The following is an 18,914-nucleotide window of genomic DNA, read 5'->3' on the forward strand; positions in this document are numbered from 1 at the left end:
GATGCTTCGGAATCGGCCGCGAGAATTCTTGAGAGCGCTCTCAATCGGGCTAGGGACGTGATACCGCCGTGCCGCACGCCTGTCAACGGGTTGCGTCGTCCGCCGTCAACACCGGCGGAGTTCCTTGGGTCCCCGAACCCCACCGGGAAACACTTTTCGGCTTTCGATCAGGAGCAAATGGGTGTATCCCGGATACATAGCGGTGCATGCTCGTACACGCTCCGGCATCGGGTTGCCCGTGGCCGACGGCGAAAGGCCGCCTCATGCAAACAGCGCCCGGCGGATCCCACGGCCCTCCGCTTCCACAGTCGTCCGCGGTGGGTGAGAAGGGGCTCAAGGGCAGCGCGCTGGGTCTCGTCTCCTCCGTGGCCATCGGCCTCGCCTCGACCGCCCCCGCGTACAGCCTGGCCGCCACACTCGGCTTCATCGTCCTCGCCGTCGGGCTCCAGTCACCGGTCGTGGTGATCCTGGGATTCATCCCGATGTACTTCATCGCCTACGCCTACAAGGCGATGAACGCCGTGGACCCCGACTGCGGCACCACTTTCACCTGGTCCGCGCGGGCCTTCGGACCGCATACCGCATGGATGGGCGGCTGGGGCATCATCATCGCCGACATCATCGTGATGGCGAACCTGGCGCAGATCGCAGGCCAGTACGGATTCCAGCTGGTCGGAGCGGACGGCCTGACCGACAGCCGCGGCTGGACTGCTCTCGCGGGCGTCATCTGGATCATCGTGATGACGGCCATCTGCTATATCGGCATCGAGATCTCCGCGGCCCTGCAGAAATGGCTGCTCAGCATCGAGCTGCTGCTTCTCGCCATCCTCTCCGTCATGGCGCTGGTGAAGGTGTACGGCGGCAACGCGCCGCCGGAATCGCTGCACGTGGACGCGGCCTGGTTCAACCCCTTCGAGATCGGCTCCGCCAGCTCCCTGACGCAGGGCGTCCTGCTGGCCGTCTTCATCTACTGGGGCTGGGACACCGCCGTCTCCGTCAACGAGGAGACCGCCGACCGCGAACGCACCCCCGGCCGCGCCGCCGTCATCTCCACCGTTCTCCTGCTCCTCATCTACATCCTGGTGACCACCTCGGCGCAGGCCTTCGCCGGGATCGGCGACAAGGGCATCGGCCTGGCCAACCCCGACAACGCGGGCGACGTCCTGGGCAGTTTCGGTGACGAAGTGTTCGGCACGGAAGGAATCGGCGGGTTCCTGGCGAAGATGCTGGTCCTGATGGTGCTGACGTCGGCCGCCGCCTCCACGCAGACCACGATCCTGCCGACCGCCCGCACCACCTTCTCGATGGCCACGCACAAGGCGCTGCCGGCGGTCTTCGCCCGCGTCCACCCTCGCTTCCTGACACCGACTTGGTCGACCGTCGCCATGGGCCTGGCGTCGATCGCCTTCTACGCCGGGCTGACGGCCATCAGTGGCAATGTCCTGGAGGACTCCATCGCCTCGGTCGGTCTGGGTATCGCGTTCTACTACGGACTGACCGGCTTCGCCTGCGTGTGGTACTTCCGCAAGGTCCTCACCCGCAGCGCCGCCGACTTCTTCATGAAGGGCCTCCTCCCCGCACTGGGCGCCCTGATGCTGCTCGGCCTGTTCTGTTACGCGGCCTTCCACGTCTACTCCGACCCGGCGTACGGAACCACCGTCATCGACCTGCCGCTGCTCGGCAGGACCGGCGGCGTGTCCGTCATCGGCATAGGCGCCCTGGCGCTGGGCGTTGTCCTGATGCTCATTCAGCGGGCAGTGCAGGGCACATGGTTCCGTAACCCCGACGTGCCCGTCAGCGTCGCGTCCAAGTCCTCGCCCCAGTAAGCCACTTCCTTCCGGTGACGCCCGCGGTTGCAGCCCGGCCCGCAGTGGAACAAAGCGGCCATTCCTCATCAACAGGACACAAGGCGGCGCGCCGATGCCGCGTCCATTCGGCTTGTTTTTCACCGTGGTTCGAATTTTCCTGTGAAGCCCTCGTGAATTCCTCTTCATATTCGATCAGCAATATCACTCTCAGCGCGTCAAATCACCCCTCATTGCCCCCGGAGCCGGTGATGGCCGGATGACCGAATCGGTCTCTTGACCCACCGTTGAGATGCAAACCAGACTCACCAGAGGCACTCATGCATCAGGAGCCACAAGCACAGGCACATGCCGATGGCCCTGCGAGACCGATATCGCACGGGGTGTGCGACGGGGGAATGCAGTGGAGAGCGCGTATGCGTGCTCAGTACACACGCGCGCCCTTCACATCCCCTCCTCATCTCTTGGTGCGCGAAGGGAATGGAGGGGGAATGCCGACGCACATGGGCTATCCCGGCGTTTACATCGAGGAACTTCCCAGCAGCATCCGGACCATCGCCTCGGTCACCACCTCGGTGACCGCGTTCGTGGGGCACACCCGCCGGGGTCCGCTCAACCAACCCGTGCGGATCACCAGCTTCGCGGACTTCGAGCGTCGCTTCGGCGGACTCACCTCACAGAGCGCTGTCAGCTACGCAGTGCACCAGTTCTTCGGCAACGGCGGCACGGTCGCGGTGATCGTCCGCGTGGCCAAGGCCGGCACCGGCGAGGAAGCCTGCGTCACGCTCAACTCCACCGAGGGGCACAGCGAATGCCCGGTGCTGGAGGTGCACGCCAAGGAGCCCGGCGTCTGGGGCTCGGGCCTGCGGGTGGCCGTCGACCACGACACCCCGACTCCGGACAGGACGTTCAATCTCCAGATCCTCGACGCGCGCGGCGGGGCCCGCGAGTCCTTCACCGGTCTGTCGATGAACTCCGGCCACGGCCGCTTCGTGGAGACCGTCGTCAACGCGGGCTCCTCGCTCGTCCGGGTGAAGGCTCTGGACGAGGACCGGCCCGACCCCTCCGGCACTGTCTCCAAGCCCTTCGCGGCCGAACTGCCCAATCTGAACGTCGAGTTGAAGGTCAAGATCGGCGATGTGGAGCGTGAGTTCACGCTCTACGACCCCGACCACGACGACGAGCCGCCGAGCAATGTCACCGAACTCGCCCTCCTGCTGGAGCGCAAGCTGCGCGCGCTGCCGGACGCTCCCGGCAAGCACGCCTTCGCCGGCGCCGAGGTCACCGCCTTCGGCCGGCGCGTCCAGGTCGTCGCCGGCTCCGTCGACCCCGACGACGTGGTCCGCTTCGTCGGCGAATGCGCCAACGACCTGGGCCTGGAGGCCTCGGTCAACCCGCCCGTCTTCCCGCTGGAGGGCGGCAAGGACGGCGACCCGCCCGGTCCGCGCGACCTCATCGGCAGCGAGGCCCGCAAGACGGGCGTCCAGGCGTTGCGCGACGTGGACGACGTCAACCTGCTGGCTCTGCCCGAGCTTTCGGCGTACGAGTCCACCGAGGACATGGTCACCGTACTGTCGGCGGCCGAGCAGCTCTGCCGGGAGCGGCGGATCTTCCTGCTCGTCGACTCGCCCTCGACCTGGGGCAGCGTGGACGCCGCACGGGCCGGGATCGGCGCCTTCGAACCCGTACGCAGCAACCACGCGGCCTTGTACTTCCCGCATCTGCAGCTCACCGACCCGCTCACCGGACGGCTTCGTTCCTTCCCGCCGTCCGGTGCCATCGCCGGCGTCGTCGCCCGCACCGACGGCGAGCGCGGCGTGTGGAAGGCGCCGGCCGGAACCGAGGCGCGGCTGGCCGGTGTCCGGTCGCTGACCGTCAAGCTGACCGACCGGGAGAACGGGCTGCTCAACCCGCTGGGCGTGAACTGCCTGCGCACGTTCCCCGTGGTGGGTCCGCTGGTGTGGGGCGCGCGCACGCTCGAGGGCGCGGACGCGCTCGACAGCGAGTGGAAGTACGTGCCGGTGCGCCGGCTCGCCCTGCATGTCGAGGAGAGCCTCTACCGCGGTCTGCAGTGGGTCGTCTTCGAGCCCAACAACGAGCAGCTCTGGCAGCAGATCCGGCTGAAGGCCTCGGCGTACCTCAACGACCTGTTCCGGCAGGGTGCGTTCAAGGGCGGCACGCCACGTGAGGCGTACTTCGTCAAATGCGACAAGGACACCACCACCGACGCCGATATCGACGCCGGAGTGGTCAATGTCGTGATCGGCATCGCGCCGGTCAAGCCCGCGGAGTTCGTGATCGTCAAGATCCAGCAGGTCGCCGGGCAGTTCGACCTCTCGTAACCCTAGGAAAAGGAACACGAAGGAAACCGATGGCTGAGTTCCAGATAAACGCCCATCGCTTCGACCCGTACAAGAATTTCAAGTTCCTGGTCCTCTGGGACGGTCGAACGGTCGCGGGCATCAGCAAGATCAGTCCTCTGAAGCGCACCACCGAGGTGGTCAAGCACCGCCACGGCGGTGACCCCAGCTCACCGCGCAAGTCGCCGGGGCGCTCCGAGTTCGAGGGCGTCACGCTCGAGCGCGGTGTCACCCACGACCCGGAGTTCGACCGCTGGGCCAACAAGGTGTGGCAGGTCGGCGCCGGGCTCGGCTCGGAGGTCTCGCTGCGGGACTTTCGCAAGGACATCATCATCCAGGTCCTCAACGAGGCCGGACAGGTCGCCGTCTCGCACAAGCTCTACCGGGCCTGGGTCAGCGAGTACCAGGTGCTCGGTGAGCTGGACGCCAACGCCAACGCGGTCGCCATCCAGAGCGTCAAGCTCGAGTGCGAGGGCTGGGAGCGGGACTACGAGGTGGAGGAGCCGGTCGAGCCCTCCTTCACCCATCCGGCCTGAGCCCCGGCGGAATGCACCGGAGGAGTGAGGGATGACGCCGACGGGGCCGGCCGAGCTGCTCGCCACCTGGGAGGCCGGGCTGGCACAGCACGAATCCGGGAGGTCCCTGCTGCTGCACCGGGCGGCCCGCCCGGGGGCCGGCACCGACGAGTTGCTGTCGATGCCGGTCGGCGAGCGGGAAGCGGACCTGTTCGCGTTGCGCCGGGCGCTGTTCGGCGAGCGCATGCAGGTGCGTGTCGAGTGTGCGTCGTGCGGCGAGGCCATGGAGTTCGACCTCGACGCGACATTGCTGGGCGCCCGGACGCGGACACCGGACGGGCCGCTGCGAGTGGAGGAGGACGAATGGGTGGTGGAGTTCCGGCTGCCCACCGTCGCCGACCTCGCGGCGGCCGGTGCGGTGCAGGATCCGGCGGCGGCCCGTCGGCTGCTCGTGGCGCGCTGCACGGTTTCGGCCGTACGGGGCGGAGAGGCCGTCCCTTCGGAGCGGCTGACCTCTCTCCTGCCGGAGTGCGTACAGCAGCGGCTCGCCGAGAGGGCGGCGGACGCCGACCCGGCGGCCGATGTGACGCTGAACGTCGTCTGCCCCGAGTGCGGTGAGGCCAACCCGGCCGAGCTGGACATCACCTCCTATCTGTGGACCGAACTGGACACCTGGGCACGGGACTTGATGCTCGATGTCCATCTGCTCGCCACCGCCTACGGGTGGAACGAGCCGGCGATTCTGGCGCTCAGCCCGCTGCGGCGTCGTTACTACCTGGAGCTGTGCGCAGATGCCTGACTATTTCGACCGGCTGCTCGCCCGGTACACGCCGGTGCCGGTGGCCGGTGGTGGCGCCGGCACGGCGCGGGTCCGGCCGCGGCTGCCCGGCCCGTTCGAGCGGGTCGAGGCGCTGCGGAGCGGTCCGCCGGAGCCCGACGCGCCGGCCGCCCTGATCCCGTCCGCGCCGGGGCCCGCCTTCGGAACGGCCGAGTTGGTCCGTCAGGAGCGGGAGGTGCGGACGGATCGCGAGACCGTCGTACGGACCGAGGCCGCGGCCGTGGCGGGTGAGACCGAGCGGCGAGCGGTGCAGGCCATGCAGAGTCCGGGGCCGTTGCTGCGGCCTGCCGTGCCCGCGCCGGTGGCGCCGCGCCAGGCCGCCTCGGATGTTCCGCGTGCCGGGAGGCGGGGGGCTTCGGCCGAGGTGCCCGAGGCACCGCGCACGCAGGCTGCCTCCGCGCCCCAGGCCACGGAAGCGATCCCCCGGGCCGCCTCGGCGCCGGCCCGGCCGCGCGGCGCCGATACGGCTGCGGCCCGTGGCGCGGCGCTCGCCGGAGTGGGGCGGCGCGCGCCGCGGCCCGCCGAACGCGTCGTACACGTACAGATCGGCCGCCTCGAGGTGAGCGCGGCACCGCCGCCCGGCGCGAGCCGCACCGCCGGCGGCCGCCCCGAGCACACCGGACGGCGCGCGCCCGCGCTGACGCTGGACGACTATCTGTCACGCGGCGAGAAGAGGGACTGAGGTCATGAGCAACGCACTCGCCATCGCGACGGTCACCCAGGCACTGGCCCTGCTGATCGCGAACAACCTGAGCCCCGAGATGGACATCGCGGTCAAGGTCGAGACCCGTAAGCCACCGGCCGAGCCGCCGACCGACCCGACCATCCACGTCTTCCTCTACCAGGTCACGCCGAACCCCTCGATGCGCAACACCGACCTGCCGACGCGCGCCTCGGACGGCACGCTGCTCAAGCGGCCCGCCGCCGCGCTGGATCTGCACTTTCTGATCAGTGCGTACGGGGAGGAGGCGGAGCTGGTCGGGCAGCGGCTGATCGGCTGCGTTGTGCGGACACTGCACGAAATCCCGGTGCTGCCGAAGGAGTTGATCGAGCTCGCGGCGGAGCGGCCGTATCTGGCGGGGAGCGATCTGGCGGAGTCGCCGCAGAAGGTGCGCTTCACGCCGACCGTGATGGACATCGACGAGACGTCGAAGCTGTGGGGGATGCTCCACCAGACCCCGTACACCTTGTCGGTGGCGTACCAGGCGTCGCTGGTCCTGATCGAGGGCCGCGAGCGGCCGGTCCCGGCGAAGCCGGTGGAGCAGCGGACGGTACGAGTGCTGCCGTTCGGGGCACCGGGAGCGCCGGTGCCGCCGGGAACCACGCCACCGGCCGAGGAGCCGGCGCATGCCGAGGACGAGACCGAGGCCGCCGGGGCGGAGACGGCAACCGCTGAACCGGGCGCCGGGAAGAAGCGGGAAGCGACCAGGTCGGCACCGTCAACGGCAGCGTCCTCCAGGACTGCGCCGTCCAAGAACGTCCAGAGCAAGGCCGCGGCGTCCAAGTCCGCCGTCTCCAGGCCGGTGGCCAAGCGGGCCGCGCCCTCCTCCCGTACCGGCAAGGATTCCGGCGCGAGCGCAGACGGCAAGGAGAGCTGAGGCACGGTGCGGGACACGGGGGCGGGTGAGGGCATGGGTACGTACGAGGGAACCGATCCGGGCACGGCGGACGCCGGTGCGGACGGCCGCGCGCTGGCTGCGGCCGTGCGGTCCGTCCTCGCGCGCATCGACGCCCATGCACTGCGCGCGCAGCACCGGACCCGGACGGCGGAGGGCGACGCATCTGCCGGATCCAGTGCAGCGGCCGGGGGCCCCGCAGCGGACGCGGCCGCGGCCGCACCCGTACCCGTACGCGAAACCGACGTCCCGCCGGGGAACGACCGGCGCGCGAACACCACCGCTGCCACGCCCGACCAGTCGCGGCCCGCCGCCGCGCCCGAGCTCACCGCACCCCGCACCTCCGCACTCGCCGCCTCCGGGCCCGCCACCCTGGACGCGCTCGTCGCCTGCTTCGGGCTCAGCCCCTTCGAGCGCGACGTCGTCCTGCTCGCCGCCGCCGCGGAGCTGGACCCCACCACCGGCGGGCGTTGCGCCGCCGCGAGCGGCGATCCGGACCGGGCGCATCCCACCTTCTCCCTCGCCCTCGCCGCGCTCGCCGACCCGCACTGGAGCGCCCTCACGCCCGTCGCCCCGCTGCGCCGCTGGCGGCTCGTCGAGCTCGACGACGAGACCCGGCTGACCACCTCACGGCTGCGCCTCGACGAGCGCATCCTGCACTTCCTCGTCGGCTCGCCCTATCTGGACTCCCGGCTGCACGGACTGCTGCGCCGGGCGCCCGTACCGGAGTCCCTGCCCGTCTCGTACGACCTGGCGGCAAGTCAGGTCGCCGCGGGCTGGGCGGGCGCCGGTCCGCACGCGCCGCTGCGGGTCGAGCTGGTCGGCGGCGATCTGCGGACCCGCGCCGACATCGCCGCGGCGGCGGCCCGCCGTTCGGGGCTCGGGCTGTATGCCATGGCCGCCGACGACATGCCCACCGATCCCGTCGAGCGCGACCGGCTCGCCCGGCTGTGGCAGCGCGAGGCGATCATGCTGCCCGCCGCCCTGCTCGTCGAGGTCGGCGAGCTCGACCGTGACCAGGCCGCGGCGACGGACGCGTTCATCGAGAGCGCAGCGGTTCCGCTCGTCGTCTCCAGCCCCGATCCCCGGCAGACCGCCCGGCCGCGTGGTGAGCGCGTGACCGTGCCTCCGCTGGACACGGATGAACAACTGGGGGTCTGGGCCGACGCGTTCGCCGACGTACCGGAGGTGAGCGAGGAGGACCTGCGGGATCTCGTCGAGCAGTTCGCGCTGCCGCCGCATCTGATCCGGTCCGCCGGCGCGGCCGTCGTACGGGATCTGCCGGGCGAGGACGAACTGGACGCCACCTCTCTGGCCTGGCGGGCCGGGCTCACCGAGGCCCGGATGGGTATGGACGAGCTGGGCCGGCGGATCGAGCCGCGGGCGGCATGGGGCGATCTGGTGCTGGCCGAGCGGCAGTTGCGGATTCTGCGCGAGATCGTCGCGCATGTGCGCCGGCGCTCGACCGTGTACCAGGAGTGGGGCTTCGCCGAGACGCTGCGCCGCGGACTCGGCGTCACCGCGCTCTTCGCGGGCGGTTCCGGCACCGGAAAGACCCTGGCCGCCGAGGTGATGGCCAAGGAGCTGGGTCTGGACCTGTTCATCATCGATCTCTCTCAGGTCGTCAGCAAATACATCGGCGAGACCGAGAAGAACCTCCGCAGGGTCTTCGACGCGGCCGAACGCGGCGGCGCGCTGCTGCTGTTCGACGAGGCCGACGCCCTCTTCGGCAAGCGCAGCGAGGTCAAGGACAGCCATGACCGGTACGCCAACCTCGAGGTCAGCTATCTGCTGATGCGGATGGAGGCGTACCGCGGACTCGCGATCCTGACCACGAACATGAAGCAGGCCCTGGACACCGCGTTCATGCGGCGTATCCGCTTCGTCGTCGACTTCCCCTTCCCCGGCGAGAGCGAGCGCGCCGAGATCTGGCGGCGTGTGTTGCCCGCGCGGGCTCCGATGAAGGGCATCGATCCCGAGCAGCTGGCCCGGCTGACCGTGGCGGGCGGCTCGATCCGCAATATCGCGCTGTCGGGCGCCTTCCTCGCCGCGGAGGAGGGCGACCGGCTCCAGATGCGTCACATGCTGGAGGCGGCGCGTACCGAATACCTCAAGCTGGACCGCTCCTTGACGCCCTCGGAGGTCCACGGATGGGTCTGAACGAGGCACGGCGTGAGGTTCCGCGCGAGGCACCGCGCCTTCCGGAGCGCACGATCCGGGTGGACATCGGCGAGCTGGTGCTCGACGGGTTCGAGCGGCTGGACCCCGACCGGGTGTCGGCCGCGTTCGAGGCGGAGCTCGCCAGGCTTGTACGGGAGCGGGGTGTGCCGCTGGCCGCCGACGGAGGCCGGGCGCTCGACGGACTGTCCGGGCTGCCGCCGCTGCCCGCGACCACCTCGCCGGGGCGGCTCGGCGAGGCGCTGGCGCGTGCGGTGCACGCGGGACTTTCGGGGCGGGGTGAGCCGCGATGAGTACGTCACATGCCCAGGACGCGCAGACAGCCCAGGCCGAACGGCGGCGCAAGCGCAAGGAGCGCGCCAAGTCCCGTACGCCGGAGCCGAAGAACATCGTCAGCGGCGCCGGACAACCGCTCGACCTCAGCGTACGGCGGGAGTTGGAGGAGCAGCTCGGCCACGACTTCAGCCGGGTGCGTCTGCACACCGACCGGGACGCGGGCACGCTTACGGAACTGCTGGGCGCGGACGCGGTCGCGGTCGGCCAGGACATCTTCTTCCGGGAGGGGACCTACCGCCCGGGCACGGCGGACGGGCAGCGGCTGCTCGCGCATGAGCTGCTGCACACGGTGCAGAACCCGGACGGCCTGGGCGCGTTGCGCGTGGGCCGAGACCTGGGTGCGGTGAGCCTGCCGCAACAGGCGATGGAGCGCGAGGCGGAGTCGGCGGCGCAGGCCCTCGTACGGGACGAGGAGCAGGCCCCCGAAGTGGTGCCGGAGCAGTCCACGCCCGGCTGGCTGCGGTACGCCACGGTCGACGCCGACCGGTCCCGTATGGAACAGCTGGACCCCGCCACGCTGGTGGACCGTCTTGCAAATGGCGTGCTGCGCTCCCTGCGCGGCGACCCGGCGGACCTTTCGGGACGCGTGCGTCTCCAACTCGCGCGGATGTCACCGCAGTTGCAGGACTCGGTGCTGGACCGGCTGGAAGTGCGGCTGCTCTCCAACGAGTACGACCGGCTCCTCGACCTCGCCGAGGAGTCCGAGACCGGGCCCGTCGACCTCCAGCCTGCCGAGGTGCCCGAACCGGAGACGGACCTCTTCGAGCTGCTGGGTGTCGAGCGCACCCAGTGGAAGCGGCAGGAAGAGGGCGGGCGTAGCTCGAAGGACAAGCAGGCCGAGGACTCCCGCGAGGAGCAGAAGGATGCCAAGGCGCGGGACGAGAAGCGCGGCGGCGACCAGAGCAGGCGGCGCTCCGACGCGGCGGCCGAGGACCAGGAGGCCGCCCAGCGCAAGGACCAGGAGGACGAGCGAGCCCAGTCCCGGCAGCAGGCCGCGCAGGAGCAGCGGCAGGAAGAGGAGAAGCAGGGCCAGGACCGTCAGCAGGTCGACGAGGCCGCGGACGAACGCGCCCAGGGACAGGCGGACGGCTCCGAGCAGGCCAAGGAGGAGCGCAAGGAACAGCGCGACCGCGAGGAGCAGGACCCGGAGCAGGCGAACGCCCCCGGCGCCGACAAGCGCAAGCGCAAGGACGACGCGAAGAAGCCGGCGGACGGCTCGAAGCCGGAGAACCTCGACCCGAAGGCGAAGGGCCTGCCCGGTCCCGTACGCCCGGAGAAGGTGGACGAGCGGGCGGAGCAGCGGGACAGCGCGCTGTCCGAGCACGGGCTGCACGAGAAGGACGAGGACGAGCCGCGCGAGGAGGAGAAGCCGCTCGGGCTTGAGGCGGGCGCGGACCGGGAGATCGGCGGCGAGCGAGACGATGGCCGGGGCGGTGCCGCCAGGAGCGGGCCGGAGCTGAAGCCCGAGGACTATCTGCCCGACGCCGACCTGGACCTTTCCTCCGTACCGACCGCAGACCGGATGACCCCCGGCGCCTCGGAACCGTCCGTCCCGTCCTTCCCTTCGCCGCCCCCGACCAAGGCGGAACGGGTAGAGCAGCAGCGGGAGAACGAAGCCAACGAAGAGGACGAGGAGTCCGCCGGGCCCGAGGCGAAGGCGCCGGGCGAGGACGTGGGTCCGGTCGAGGGCGAGGCGCCGAAGCCCGAAGGTGGGCCCGCGGCCGAGGCCCAGGACCGCAGCGCGAAGGACCTGCAGCCGGAGAAGCCGACCGATCAGGAGGTCGGCCCTGACCCGGAGACCACCGAGAAGGACCAGCAGGAGCCCGAGGCCGAGAAGGCGGACCCCTCACAACGGCAGGACCAGGACGACAAGGCCGAGGACTCCGACGACGGCGAGGAAAAGCCGGACGCCAAGGATGCGCAGGACGAGCAGCAGGAGCTGAAGGAGCGCGGGCAACAGGAACAGCGGGGCGAACAGGGGCAGCCGCGGGGCGCTTCCGCGGACAAGCCCGCTGCCGCGTCTTCGGCGCCGGACACGTCGCCCGGCCCGGCGACGATGCGGCCCGCGGGTGCGCAGACGCAGAAGGCGTCCGCGGAGGACCGAAACCCATCCCCCGCAGCGCGGCGTGACACCGAGCCGCCCAAGTCCGAGCGGGAAGCGGCCGGACCCAAGAGCCGGATCCCCAAGGAATCCGGCCCCGGTGCGGCTCCCCGTGGGACGGTCGGCGGCGGCGAGCAGGCCGGTCCGACGGCCGCGGCGGGACCTGGCGCGGCCCCGTCCGCGGCACAGGCGGCGGTCAGCCCTGCGGGCGAACAGACCGACAGCCCCGGCAGGATGGGCGCGCCCGCACCGGAAGGTGCCCAGGCTGCTCCGGAGGCGTCGCTGGAGAAGGACGGCGGCGGCTGCGCCCCGCCGGAGCCCGCGGCGGAGAAGGAAGAGGGCGGCGGCAGTTGCGGTGGCGGCGGCGGGGCCGCTCCCGAGGAGAAGCAGGAGGAGCCGCCGGACGTCTCGGGCCAGGACCCGAAGGCCGCCATCGGTACGGTCAGCAAGCTGGCGCCGGACCAGGCGGCTGCCGCCATGCCTGGTGTGGACGCCGCGGCGGACAAGAAGGTCGGCGAGGAGCAGCGGCGGCTGGACGCCAACCCGCCGAAGCGGGAACGTCCTTCGGGCGCGCCACAGACTCAGTCGGGCCCGCCCGAGGCGGCCGCTCCGGCCGACCAGGTGACGGGCAAGGTCGAGAAGCTCGGGCCCGAGGACCGCATCGCGAAGCAGAAGGCCAAGGGCAGCGAAAAGGCGGAGGGCGCGAAGCCCACCGACAACACTCCCCCGCCGCCGCCACCCGTGGCGGACAAGCTGACCGCGGAAGAGGCCAAGAGCGTCGATGCTGCGGCCGACGCGGTCCCGACCGTCGACCCGGAACTGCAGAACAAGACGGTCGGCCCCGCCCCCAAGATCCGGCTGGAGGGTGAGAGCGACCCCAAGCGCACGGACGACCAGGCCAAGGCGCTCAAAGAGAAGCAGTCCGACATCCAGAGCACAGGCCGTGAGGACGCGGCCAAGCCGATGGGCGAGGACCAGATCTTCCCGAACGCGCCCCAGGAGCAGCTGGTCGGCAAGGCCACGGCAGGCGGAAAGCGGGGCGGCGGGGGCGGACTCGAGGCCGGGTCCGCGCCCAAGCCGGGCGTCGGCGCGGTCGCCAAGCAGGAACGCGGCTCCGAGATTCAGGGGGCCGCGGGCCAGGCTCAGGGCGACCTGACCGTCAAGGAGAAGGAACAGCAGCAGGGCGAGCAGCAGGCCAAGCAGGAGAAGCAGACCGAGATCGACCGCGAGGTCACCCAGAACGCGGAGAAGCAGACGGCCGAGCGCGGCCGTGCGGCCGAGGATGCTCAGCGCGAGCGCGAGAGCTGGCGCAATGAGCAGGACCAGAAGATCGAGGACGCGGACAAGAAGTCCGAGAAGGAACACACCGACAAGAACAAGGAAATCGTCAAGGCCCGCGACGACAAGGACAAGGAGGTCAACGACCGGAAGGAGAACGACAACAAGCAGATCGACACGGAGCGCGAGAACGCGGAGAAGGAGGCCGAGAAGAAGAAGGAGGAGGAAAAGCCGTCCGGGGGCTTCTTCGGCTGGGTCGCCGACGCGGTGAAGAGCGCGTTCAACGCGATCCTCGACGCGGTGACCAAGGTCTTCGACGCCGCGCGCAAGGCCGTCAACGGCATCATCGACACGTTCAAGGAGTGGGCCAACAAGGCCATCGACTTCGTACGTGACCTCGCCATCACGGCGATCAATGTCCTGGCGGACGCGCTGATCGCCATCGGGGACGTGCTGCTCGCGGCCTTCCCGGAGCTACGGGACAAGTTCCGCAAGGCGATCGAGGGCCTGCGCGACAAGGCGATCGCTGGGGTCAACGCGCTGGCGGACGGCCTGAAGAAGGCGGTCAACGCACTGCTCGACGCGCTGGCGGCGGGCCTGAACGCGCTGTTAGACGTCCTTGAGGCGGGCATCAAGGCCGTCATCAAGATCTACCAGGCGGTGATCCTGGGGGCGATCAAGTTCGCCCAGGCGGCGATCGAGGCGCTCGGCAAGTTCGCGGCACTGGTGGCGGACATCGCCCCGGACCCGGGCGGCTGGATCAGCAAGGCGGGCAGCTCGGCGAAGGCGGGCATCACCGACCACCTCTGGGGCGCCATCAAGACAGGCGTGAAGCGGTGGTTCGACACCAAGGTCGAAGGCATCCTCGGCCTCGGCAAGGCCGTGATCAACGTCCTGGTGAAGGGCTGCGTCTCGATCAAGCAGATCGGGAAGATGGCGTGGGACGCGATCATCGCGTCGCTGCCGATGATGATCGCGTCGCTCGTGATCGAGAAGGTCGTCTCGATGATCGTCCCCGCGGCGGGCGCGATCCTCACGATCGTCCAAGGCCTGATGGCGGCCTGGCAGAGCATCAGCTCGATCCTCTCCGCATTCAGCAAGTTCTGGGCCTACTTGAAGGCGGTCAAGGCGGGCCCCGCAGCCTGCCTGTTCGCGGAGGCGGTAGCAGCGGGAGTTGTCGCGCTGCTCGACTTCATCGCCAACTTCCTCCTTCAGCGCCTCGGTTCCGCGACCAAGGGGGTCGGCAAACGCCTCAAGGCGATGTCCGAGACGATCATGAAGGGCCTCAAGAAGACCGGCAAGGGCGCCAAGAAGGCGGCCGGCGAGGCGGTCAACAAGGCTCGGGGCGCGATCCGGAACGCCAAGCAGACCCTGCGCAAGCCAGCCGTGTCCCCCAAGCCGAAGGCGAAGCCTTCCCCGAACCCGAAGGCTCCGCCGAAACCGAAGGACACGGCGACGCCGAAGTCTCCTGCGAAGCCGGAACCGACGTCGGCGAAGCCGAAGGACACGACACCGGGGCCGTCGAAGGACAAGACTCCGGGCGGCCAGAAGGACAGCACCCCTCAGACTCCCAAGAAGAAGAGGGAAATCGAGGGCCCGAAGCCGACCAAGCCCAAGAAGCCCAAGTCTCCGCTGGGCAACGCCCTGGGCAGGGCAAAGAAGGCCGTCAAGTCGGCCTTGACGAAGGTCCGTAATGCAGCGAAGACGCTGGGCAAGAAGCTCAAGAAGAGCAAGCCGGGCAAGGCGCTAAAGAACAGCGCGTCGAAGCTGCGCAACGTCTTCAAGAAGAAGCGCGACCACCTGCGCGACAACAAGAAGAACCAGCAGGACCAGAAGAAGCAGCACCAGGACAAACGGAAGAAGGACGAGAAGTCCAAAGAGTCCAAGGAACAGCGCTTGGCCCGTGTCCTGGCCCGCATCAAGCCCCTCATACGCAGAATGCTGGCCCGCGGCACCACTGGGCTTCCCTTCCGTGCCGCACTCGGTGCTATGCGGATCTGGTACCGGCTCTCTTCCCTGGAAGCCAAGGGAACAGGGGCACAGCGCGACATCTGGGCGGTACTCAACCCGGGCGGATCCGGCGGAAGCGCCTACGTCCCGGACTCAGACGATCTCCGCGGAATAATCCGTGACGCCGTGACTGACGTGCTCCGCGACACGACCATAGTCAATTCCGCGCAACGCCTCAGCCGCGAGGAGGCTGCCCTGAGGCGTGAGAGTCCCGAAGAAACAAAGGACATAGCGGACGAGGACCTGCCGCACATCTCACACGGCCCAGACTTCCCAGCAGCCGTGCTCCACATGAAGAACCGAGGGACTGACATCCCGAGGGGCAAGATGGCGTACACCATAGGAAAGGAGAAACAGCGCGTCACAGAAAGACACGGGAGCAATCACCCCACAAATGCCGTGGTAGAAGGCATACACGCGTATCCATCGATTTTCCGAACCCTCAAGAGGACGTGGGAAAAGCTAACTCGCCGGACCAAGCGAAAGCTCAAGAAAACCAATCTCGACGCGGACACCGTGGAATCGCTCAAGAAGCTTGAACTCGAGGACGCAACCATCGCCCAACTCGTCCAAGGCTTCCTGGCCCGAGGGGAGTGGCCGCCGGACCTGCGGGCCGACGAGCGGGCGCGATTGGGACGCCTCACGTATCTGATGTATGTACGCGAGTCTGTTCGCGACCCCGAGAATGCTGCGCTGGCGCCGATGACCATGGATCTCATCGCCAGACGTCAGATGACTTTCGAACAAGCCTTCGCCGAGTTCGAGCCGGATGACGGGAAGAAGGAATCTCCACCCAAACGGCCTGGCGGCAGGGGGAGATATCCAGCATCCATGGAGGGTGCAGCACCTGCCGTTCGCGGCCTTGAAGCGGAAGACTCCGGGCAACCGATAAGGGGCGTGAAACAGCACGGGACCGAGGAGACACGCCGAGAGCTGGAATCGCGGAAGATAGACATCGCCACCCGATGGTTCGCCTTGCGACTGGAGAGCTCCGGCGGCTCCTGGGGAAGCACTCGGTCCGATGTCGTAGAGTTCGTCCGAAAGTTCATCCTCCAACATCATGGCGTGATTCAGTGAGCAAAGGCAAGCACATGTCAACAAGCGTCAGAATCGTACTGAAGCCTGAAGTAAGCCTGGATGACGTCGGAGTTGTCGCCTATGACCAGCAATGGGGCATCACCTCAGTCACACGCAAGAACGAGTCCCCTCGACGCCAGGCGTGGTCAACCCCGAGCCGGAATACGTCGATCACCTTCCTCGAGGATCCGTATCTTGGGCTTCGGTACATCGTCGTCAAAGGTCCAGAATTCGCGGATGTCAGCCGCATCATTCGGTCGTCGCTCGCCTGCTGGACGATCGAAGAGGCATTGACGTTCCTCATGGAATCTGGAGATCGTGACCACAAGATCCATGGAATCTACCTGGTTGCCGCCAGTTCCCCGAGCGTGGAATCCGGCACCGTACTGGAAGCCTTGCGCACGGTTTCTCACGATGCCGATCCCGAGGTGCGTCGGGCACTCCTCGTCGCCATGGGCTATCTCGGGCAATGGCCTGTCGTGCGAAGCATTGCGGAATCTCTGCAGAACAACGATCCGGACGAAGGCGTGCGACGTGATGCCGGCTACCTCCTGGAAGGGCTCGACCTGCCAGATGCTCAGTGAACTACCCGGAGGCAACGCTCATTTACTGAGGGGGAAGAAATCGTGACACGCTACGCAGACATACCCAAGCCCATCCGCTCCGGCATCGTCGTCGTCGACCCCGAACGCGGAACCCCCCAGCGCATCATCGTCCTCCAGTTCAACCCCGACACCCTCGAACGCTCCCTCGCCCCCCAGGCCGCCGGAGGAGGCGGTGACGCCGGCGGAGGCGGCAGTGGAGGGGACCGCAATGAAGCCCTCCGGCTCAAGGGGCCCGCCGAGGAGAGTTGGAAGTTCACCGCCGAGATCGATGCCACCGATCAGTTCGAGGTTGCCGCGCCCGACGGGATCCATCCGCAGCTCGCGACGCTGGAGATGCTGGTGCATCCCACCAGCGCGCAGCTCCGCGAGGCCTCCCGGCGAACCCAGAAAGGCACCATCGAGATCAGTCCGATCGAGATGCCGTTGACCCTCTTCACCTGGGGGAGCAAGCGCGTCATGCCCGTGCGGCTCACCGAACTGTCCATCAACGAGTCGGCGTTCGACGTCAATCTCAATCCGATCAGGGCGAGCCTCGGCATCGGTATGAAGGTGCTCAGCGTGAGCGATCTGCCTGCCGGGCATCGCGGGGCCGACCTGTATCTCGCACATCTGGCGCAGAAGGAACGGCTCGCCGCCGCCGCGCGGGGCGGGCGGCTGGCCGAGCTCGGGCTGGGACGGGGGCTGTAGGACGTGATTGATCCTTATGAGAGTGCGCTGGACGCGATCCCGGGGGCACATCCGTACCCCCGCACCAGCCGGTACCACGACGCGGAGATCGGCGTGCACCGCCTCCCGGACGGTACCGAAGTGCGGTACACCAAGCGGCGTTTGCTGCCGCCGCTCAGCGAGGCCGCCGGCGAGACCGCCCCGCACACCGTCAGCAGTGGCGAGCGCCCCGATCATCTCGGGCAGCGCTACTTCGGCGACCCCGGGCAGTGGTGGCAGATCGCGGACGCCAATCCCGTACTCGACCCGCAGGAGCTGACCGCCGAGCCGGGGCGGACGATCGACATTCCTCTGCCGGGTGGGTTCCATGGCTGATGAGCCCATCGGGAGCGGGCCCGTCCATCTCACCCTGCACATGGGGCCCAAGCTCACCCGCCCGGTGCCGGCCGAGGTGGCCGAGGCTCTGTTGTCCGCGCAGATCACCATGACCGCCGGGGAACGGAGCGGGTTCCAGCTCGCCTTCGATCTGACCAAGCGGGGGCTGATCACGCAACGGCTGCTGCCCGAGGGGTTCTTCGATCCGAAGACCAGGGTGATCGTCACGACGTCCGTCAAGGGGACGTCGACAGTAATCCTGGACGGACTGATCGTGCGTCAGGAAGTCGGCGCCAGCAATCAGCCGGGGCAGACCACGCTCACCGTCACCGGTGAGGATCTGACCCTGCTGATGGATCTGGAGGAACGGACGGACCGCTATCCGAATCTCGGCCCCGCACAGCGCGTTGAGCGGATTCTGCGGAGGTACGCGGACTACGGAATCGACCCCTGGATCATCCGTGAGCAGATCCATCAGCCGCCACGCGAGCAGCTGCGCGTCGACTACCAGACCGGCACAGATCTGCAGTATCTGAACGAGCTGGCCCGCGCCAACGGATACACCTTCTATCTGGAGCCGGGACCGGGCATCGGCCGGTCCGTCGCCTTCTGGGGTCCCGAGCAGCGACTCGGTCAGCGCCAGCACGCGCTGAACGTCAACATGGACAACAACTCCACCGTCGACCAGCTGACCTTCGCCTACGACGGGACGGCCAGGGAAGAGCCCCAGGCCCGCGTCCAGGACCCGCGCACCCGCGACGTGCGGCTGCTGGCGCAGCCCGACATCAGCCCGCTGCGGCCGCCCCTCGGCCTCCGCGCCTCCCCCGCCCTCAAGCGCAAGACTCTTTCCGGTACGGCGAAGAAGGAGCTCGGGCAGGCCGAGGCCGAGACCCTCGCCAGGGCCGCGACGTCCGCGGACGCGATTTCCGGATCGGGGTCGCTGGATGTCAACCGGCACGGATATGTCCTGCGTCCGCGGGAGTTGGTGGGGGTGCGCGGCTCGGGCGTGACGTACGACGGCGACTATTACGTCAAGAGCGTGACGCACAACCTCAGGCCCGGCTCGTATCAGCAGAACTTCACGCTCTCCCGCGAGGGCCTGATCGCCCGCAGCAGGACAGTGCGCCCGTAAAGACGCGTCCGCAGAGACGTGA

13 protein-coding genes are annotated in these 18,914 nt (G+C 68.8%); all 13 read left to right on the top strand.

Annotation, left to right across the window (positions count from 1 at the left end):
- Window positions 1-317 precede the first annotated feature (317 nt).
- The 13 genes from AB0D12_RS21345 (at window position 318) to AB0D12_RS21405 (ending at window position 18,892) form a co-directional block, all read left to right on the top strand.
- A complete protein-coding gene (locus tag AB0D12_RS21345) occupies window positions 318-1,826 on the top strand; it encodes an APC family permease (protein ID WP_362684960.1) in 1,509 nt (502 codons plus the stop codon).
- A 470-nt stretch (window positions 1,827-2,296) separates the two neighbouring features.
- Window positions 2,297-4,147 carry a phage tail sheath C-terminal domain-containing protein gene (locus AB0D12_RS21350; protein WP_362684963.1) on the top strand — a complete coding sequence of 617 codons (1,851 nt, stop codon included), beginning with the start codon at window positions 2,297-2,299 and terminating at the stop codon, window positions 4,145-4,147.
- 29 nt (window positions 4,148-4,176) lie between these two features.
- Window positions 4,177-4,701: a phage tail protein gene (locus AB0D12_RS21355; RefSeq protein ID WP_030352235.1), complete on the top strand. Its 525-nt coding sequence runs from the start codon at window positions 4,177-4,179 to the stop codon at window positions 4,699-4,701.
- A 31-nt stretch (window positions 4,702-4,732) separates the two neighbouring features.
- The gene (locus AB0D12_RS21360; protein ID WP_362684966.1) at window positions 4,733-5,479 is read left to right on the top strand and encodes a hypothetical protein; all 747 of its coding nucleotides are present in this window, start codon (window positions 4,733-4,735) and stop codon (window positions 5,477-5,479) included.
- The gene (locus AB0D12_RS21365; protein WP_362684970.1) at window positions 5,472-6,200 is read left to right on the top strand and encodes a hypothetical protein; all 729 of its coding nucleotides are present in this window, start codon (window positions 5,472-5,474) and stop codon (window positions 6,198-6,200) included. The genes AB0D12_RS21360 and AB0D12_RS21365 overlap by 8 nt, the downstream gene beginning before the upstream one ends.
- A 4-nt stretch (window positions 6,201-6,204) precedes the next feature.
- Window positions 6,205-7,116 (top strand): Pvc16 family protein, encoded by a 912-nt coding sequence (locus AB0D12_RS21370; RefSeq protein ID WP_362684973.1) that lies wholly within the window; start codon window positions 6,205-6,207, stop codon window positions 7,114-7,116.
- 33 nt (window positions 7,117-7,149) lie between these two features.
- Window positions 7,150-9,294, top strand: coding sequence for an ATP-binding protein (locus AB0D12_RS21375; RefSeq protein ID WP_362685204.1), 2,145 nt, complete (start codon window positions 7,150-7,152; stop codon window positions 9,292-9,294).
- Complete coding sequence (locus AB0D12_RS21380) at window positions 9,285-9,605, top strand: hypothetical protein (RefSeq protein WP_362684976.1); 321 nt, start codon at window positions 9,285-9,287, stop codon at window positions 9,603-9,605. The genes AB0D12_RS21375 and AB0D12_RS21380 overlap by 10 nt, the downstream gene beginning before the upstream one ends.
- Window positions 9,602-16,114 (top strand): DUF4157 domain-containing protein, encoded by a 6,513-nt coding sequence (locus tag AB0D12_RS21385; protein ID WP_362684979.1) that lies wholly within the window; start codon window positions 9,602-9,604, stop codon window positions 16,112-16,114. The genes AB0D12_RS21380 and AB0D12_RS21385 overlap by 4 nt, the downstream gene beginning before the upstream one ends.
- Window positions 16,111-16,698: a HEAT repeat domain-containing protein gene (locus tag AB0D12_RS21390; RefSeq protein WP_362684982.1), complete on the top strand. Its 588-nt coding sequence runs from the start codon at window positions 16,111-16,113 to the stop codon at window positions 16,696-16,698. Before AB0D12_RS21385 ends, AB0D12_RS21390 begins: the two co-directional genes overlap by 4 nt.
- A gap of 42 nt (window positions 16,699-16,740) precedes the next feature.
- Window positions 16,741-17,406, top strand: a complete 666-nt coding sequence (locus AB0D12_RS21395) for a hypothetical protein (RefSeq protein ID WP_362684985.1) — start codon at window positions 16,741-16,743, stop codon at window positions 17,404-17,406.
- 3 nt (window positions 17,407-17,409) lie between these two features.
- Window positions 17,410-17,760, top strand: a complete 351-nt coding sequence (locus AB0D12_RS21400; protein ID WP_324979539.1) for a hypothetical protein — start codon at window positions 17,410-17,412, stop codon at window positions 17,758-17,760.
- Complete coding sequence (locus AB0D12_RS21405; RefSeq protein ID WP_362684988.1) at window positions 17,753-18,892, top strand: hypothetical protein; 1,140 nt, start codon at window positions 17,753-17,755, stop codon at window positions 18,890-18,892. The genes AB0D12_RS21400 and AB0D12_RS21405 overlap by 8 nt, the downstream gene beginning before the upstream one ends.
- Window positions 18,893-18,914 lie beyond the last annotated feature (22 nt).

This window comes from Streptomyces sp. NPDC048479 (genome assembly GCF_040651435.1).
Taxonomy (GTDB): domain Bacteria; phylum Actinomycetota; class Actinomycetes; order Streptomycetales; family Streptomycetaceae; genus Streptomyces.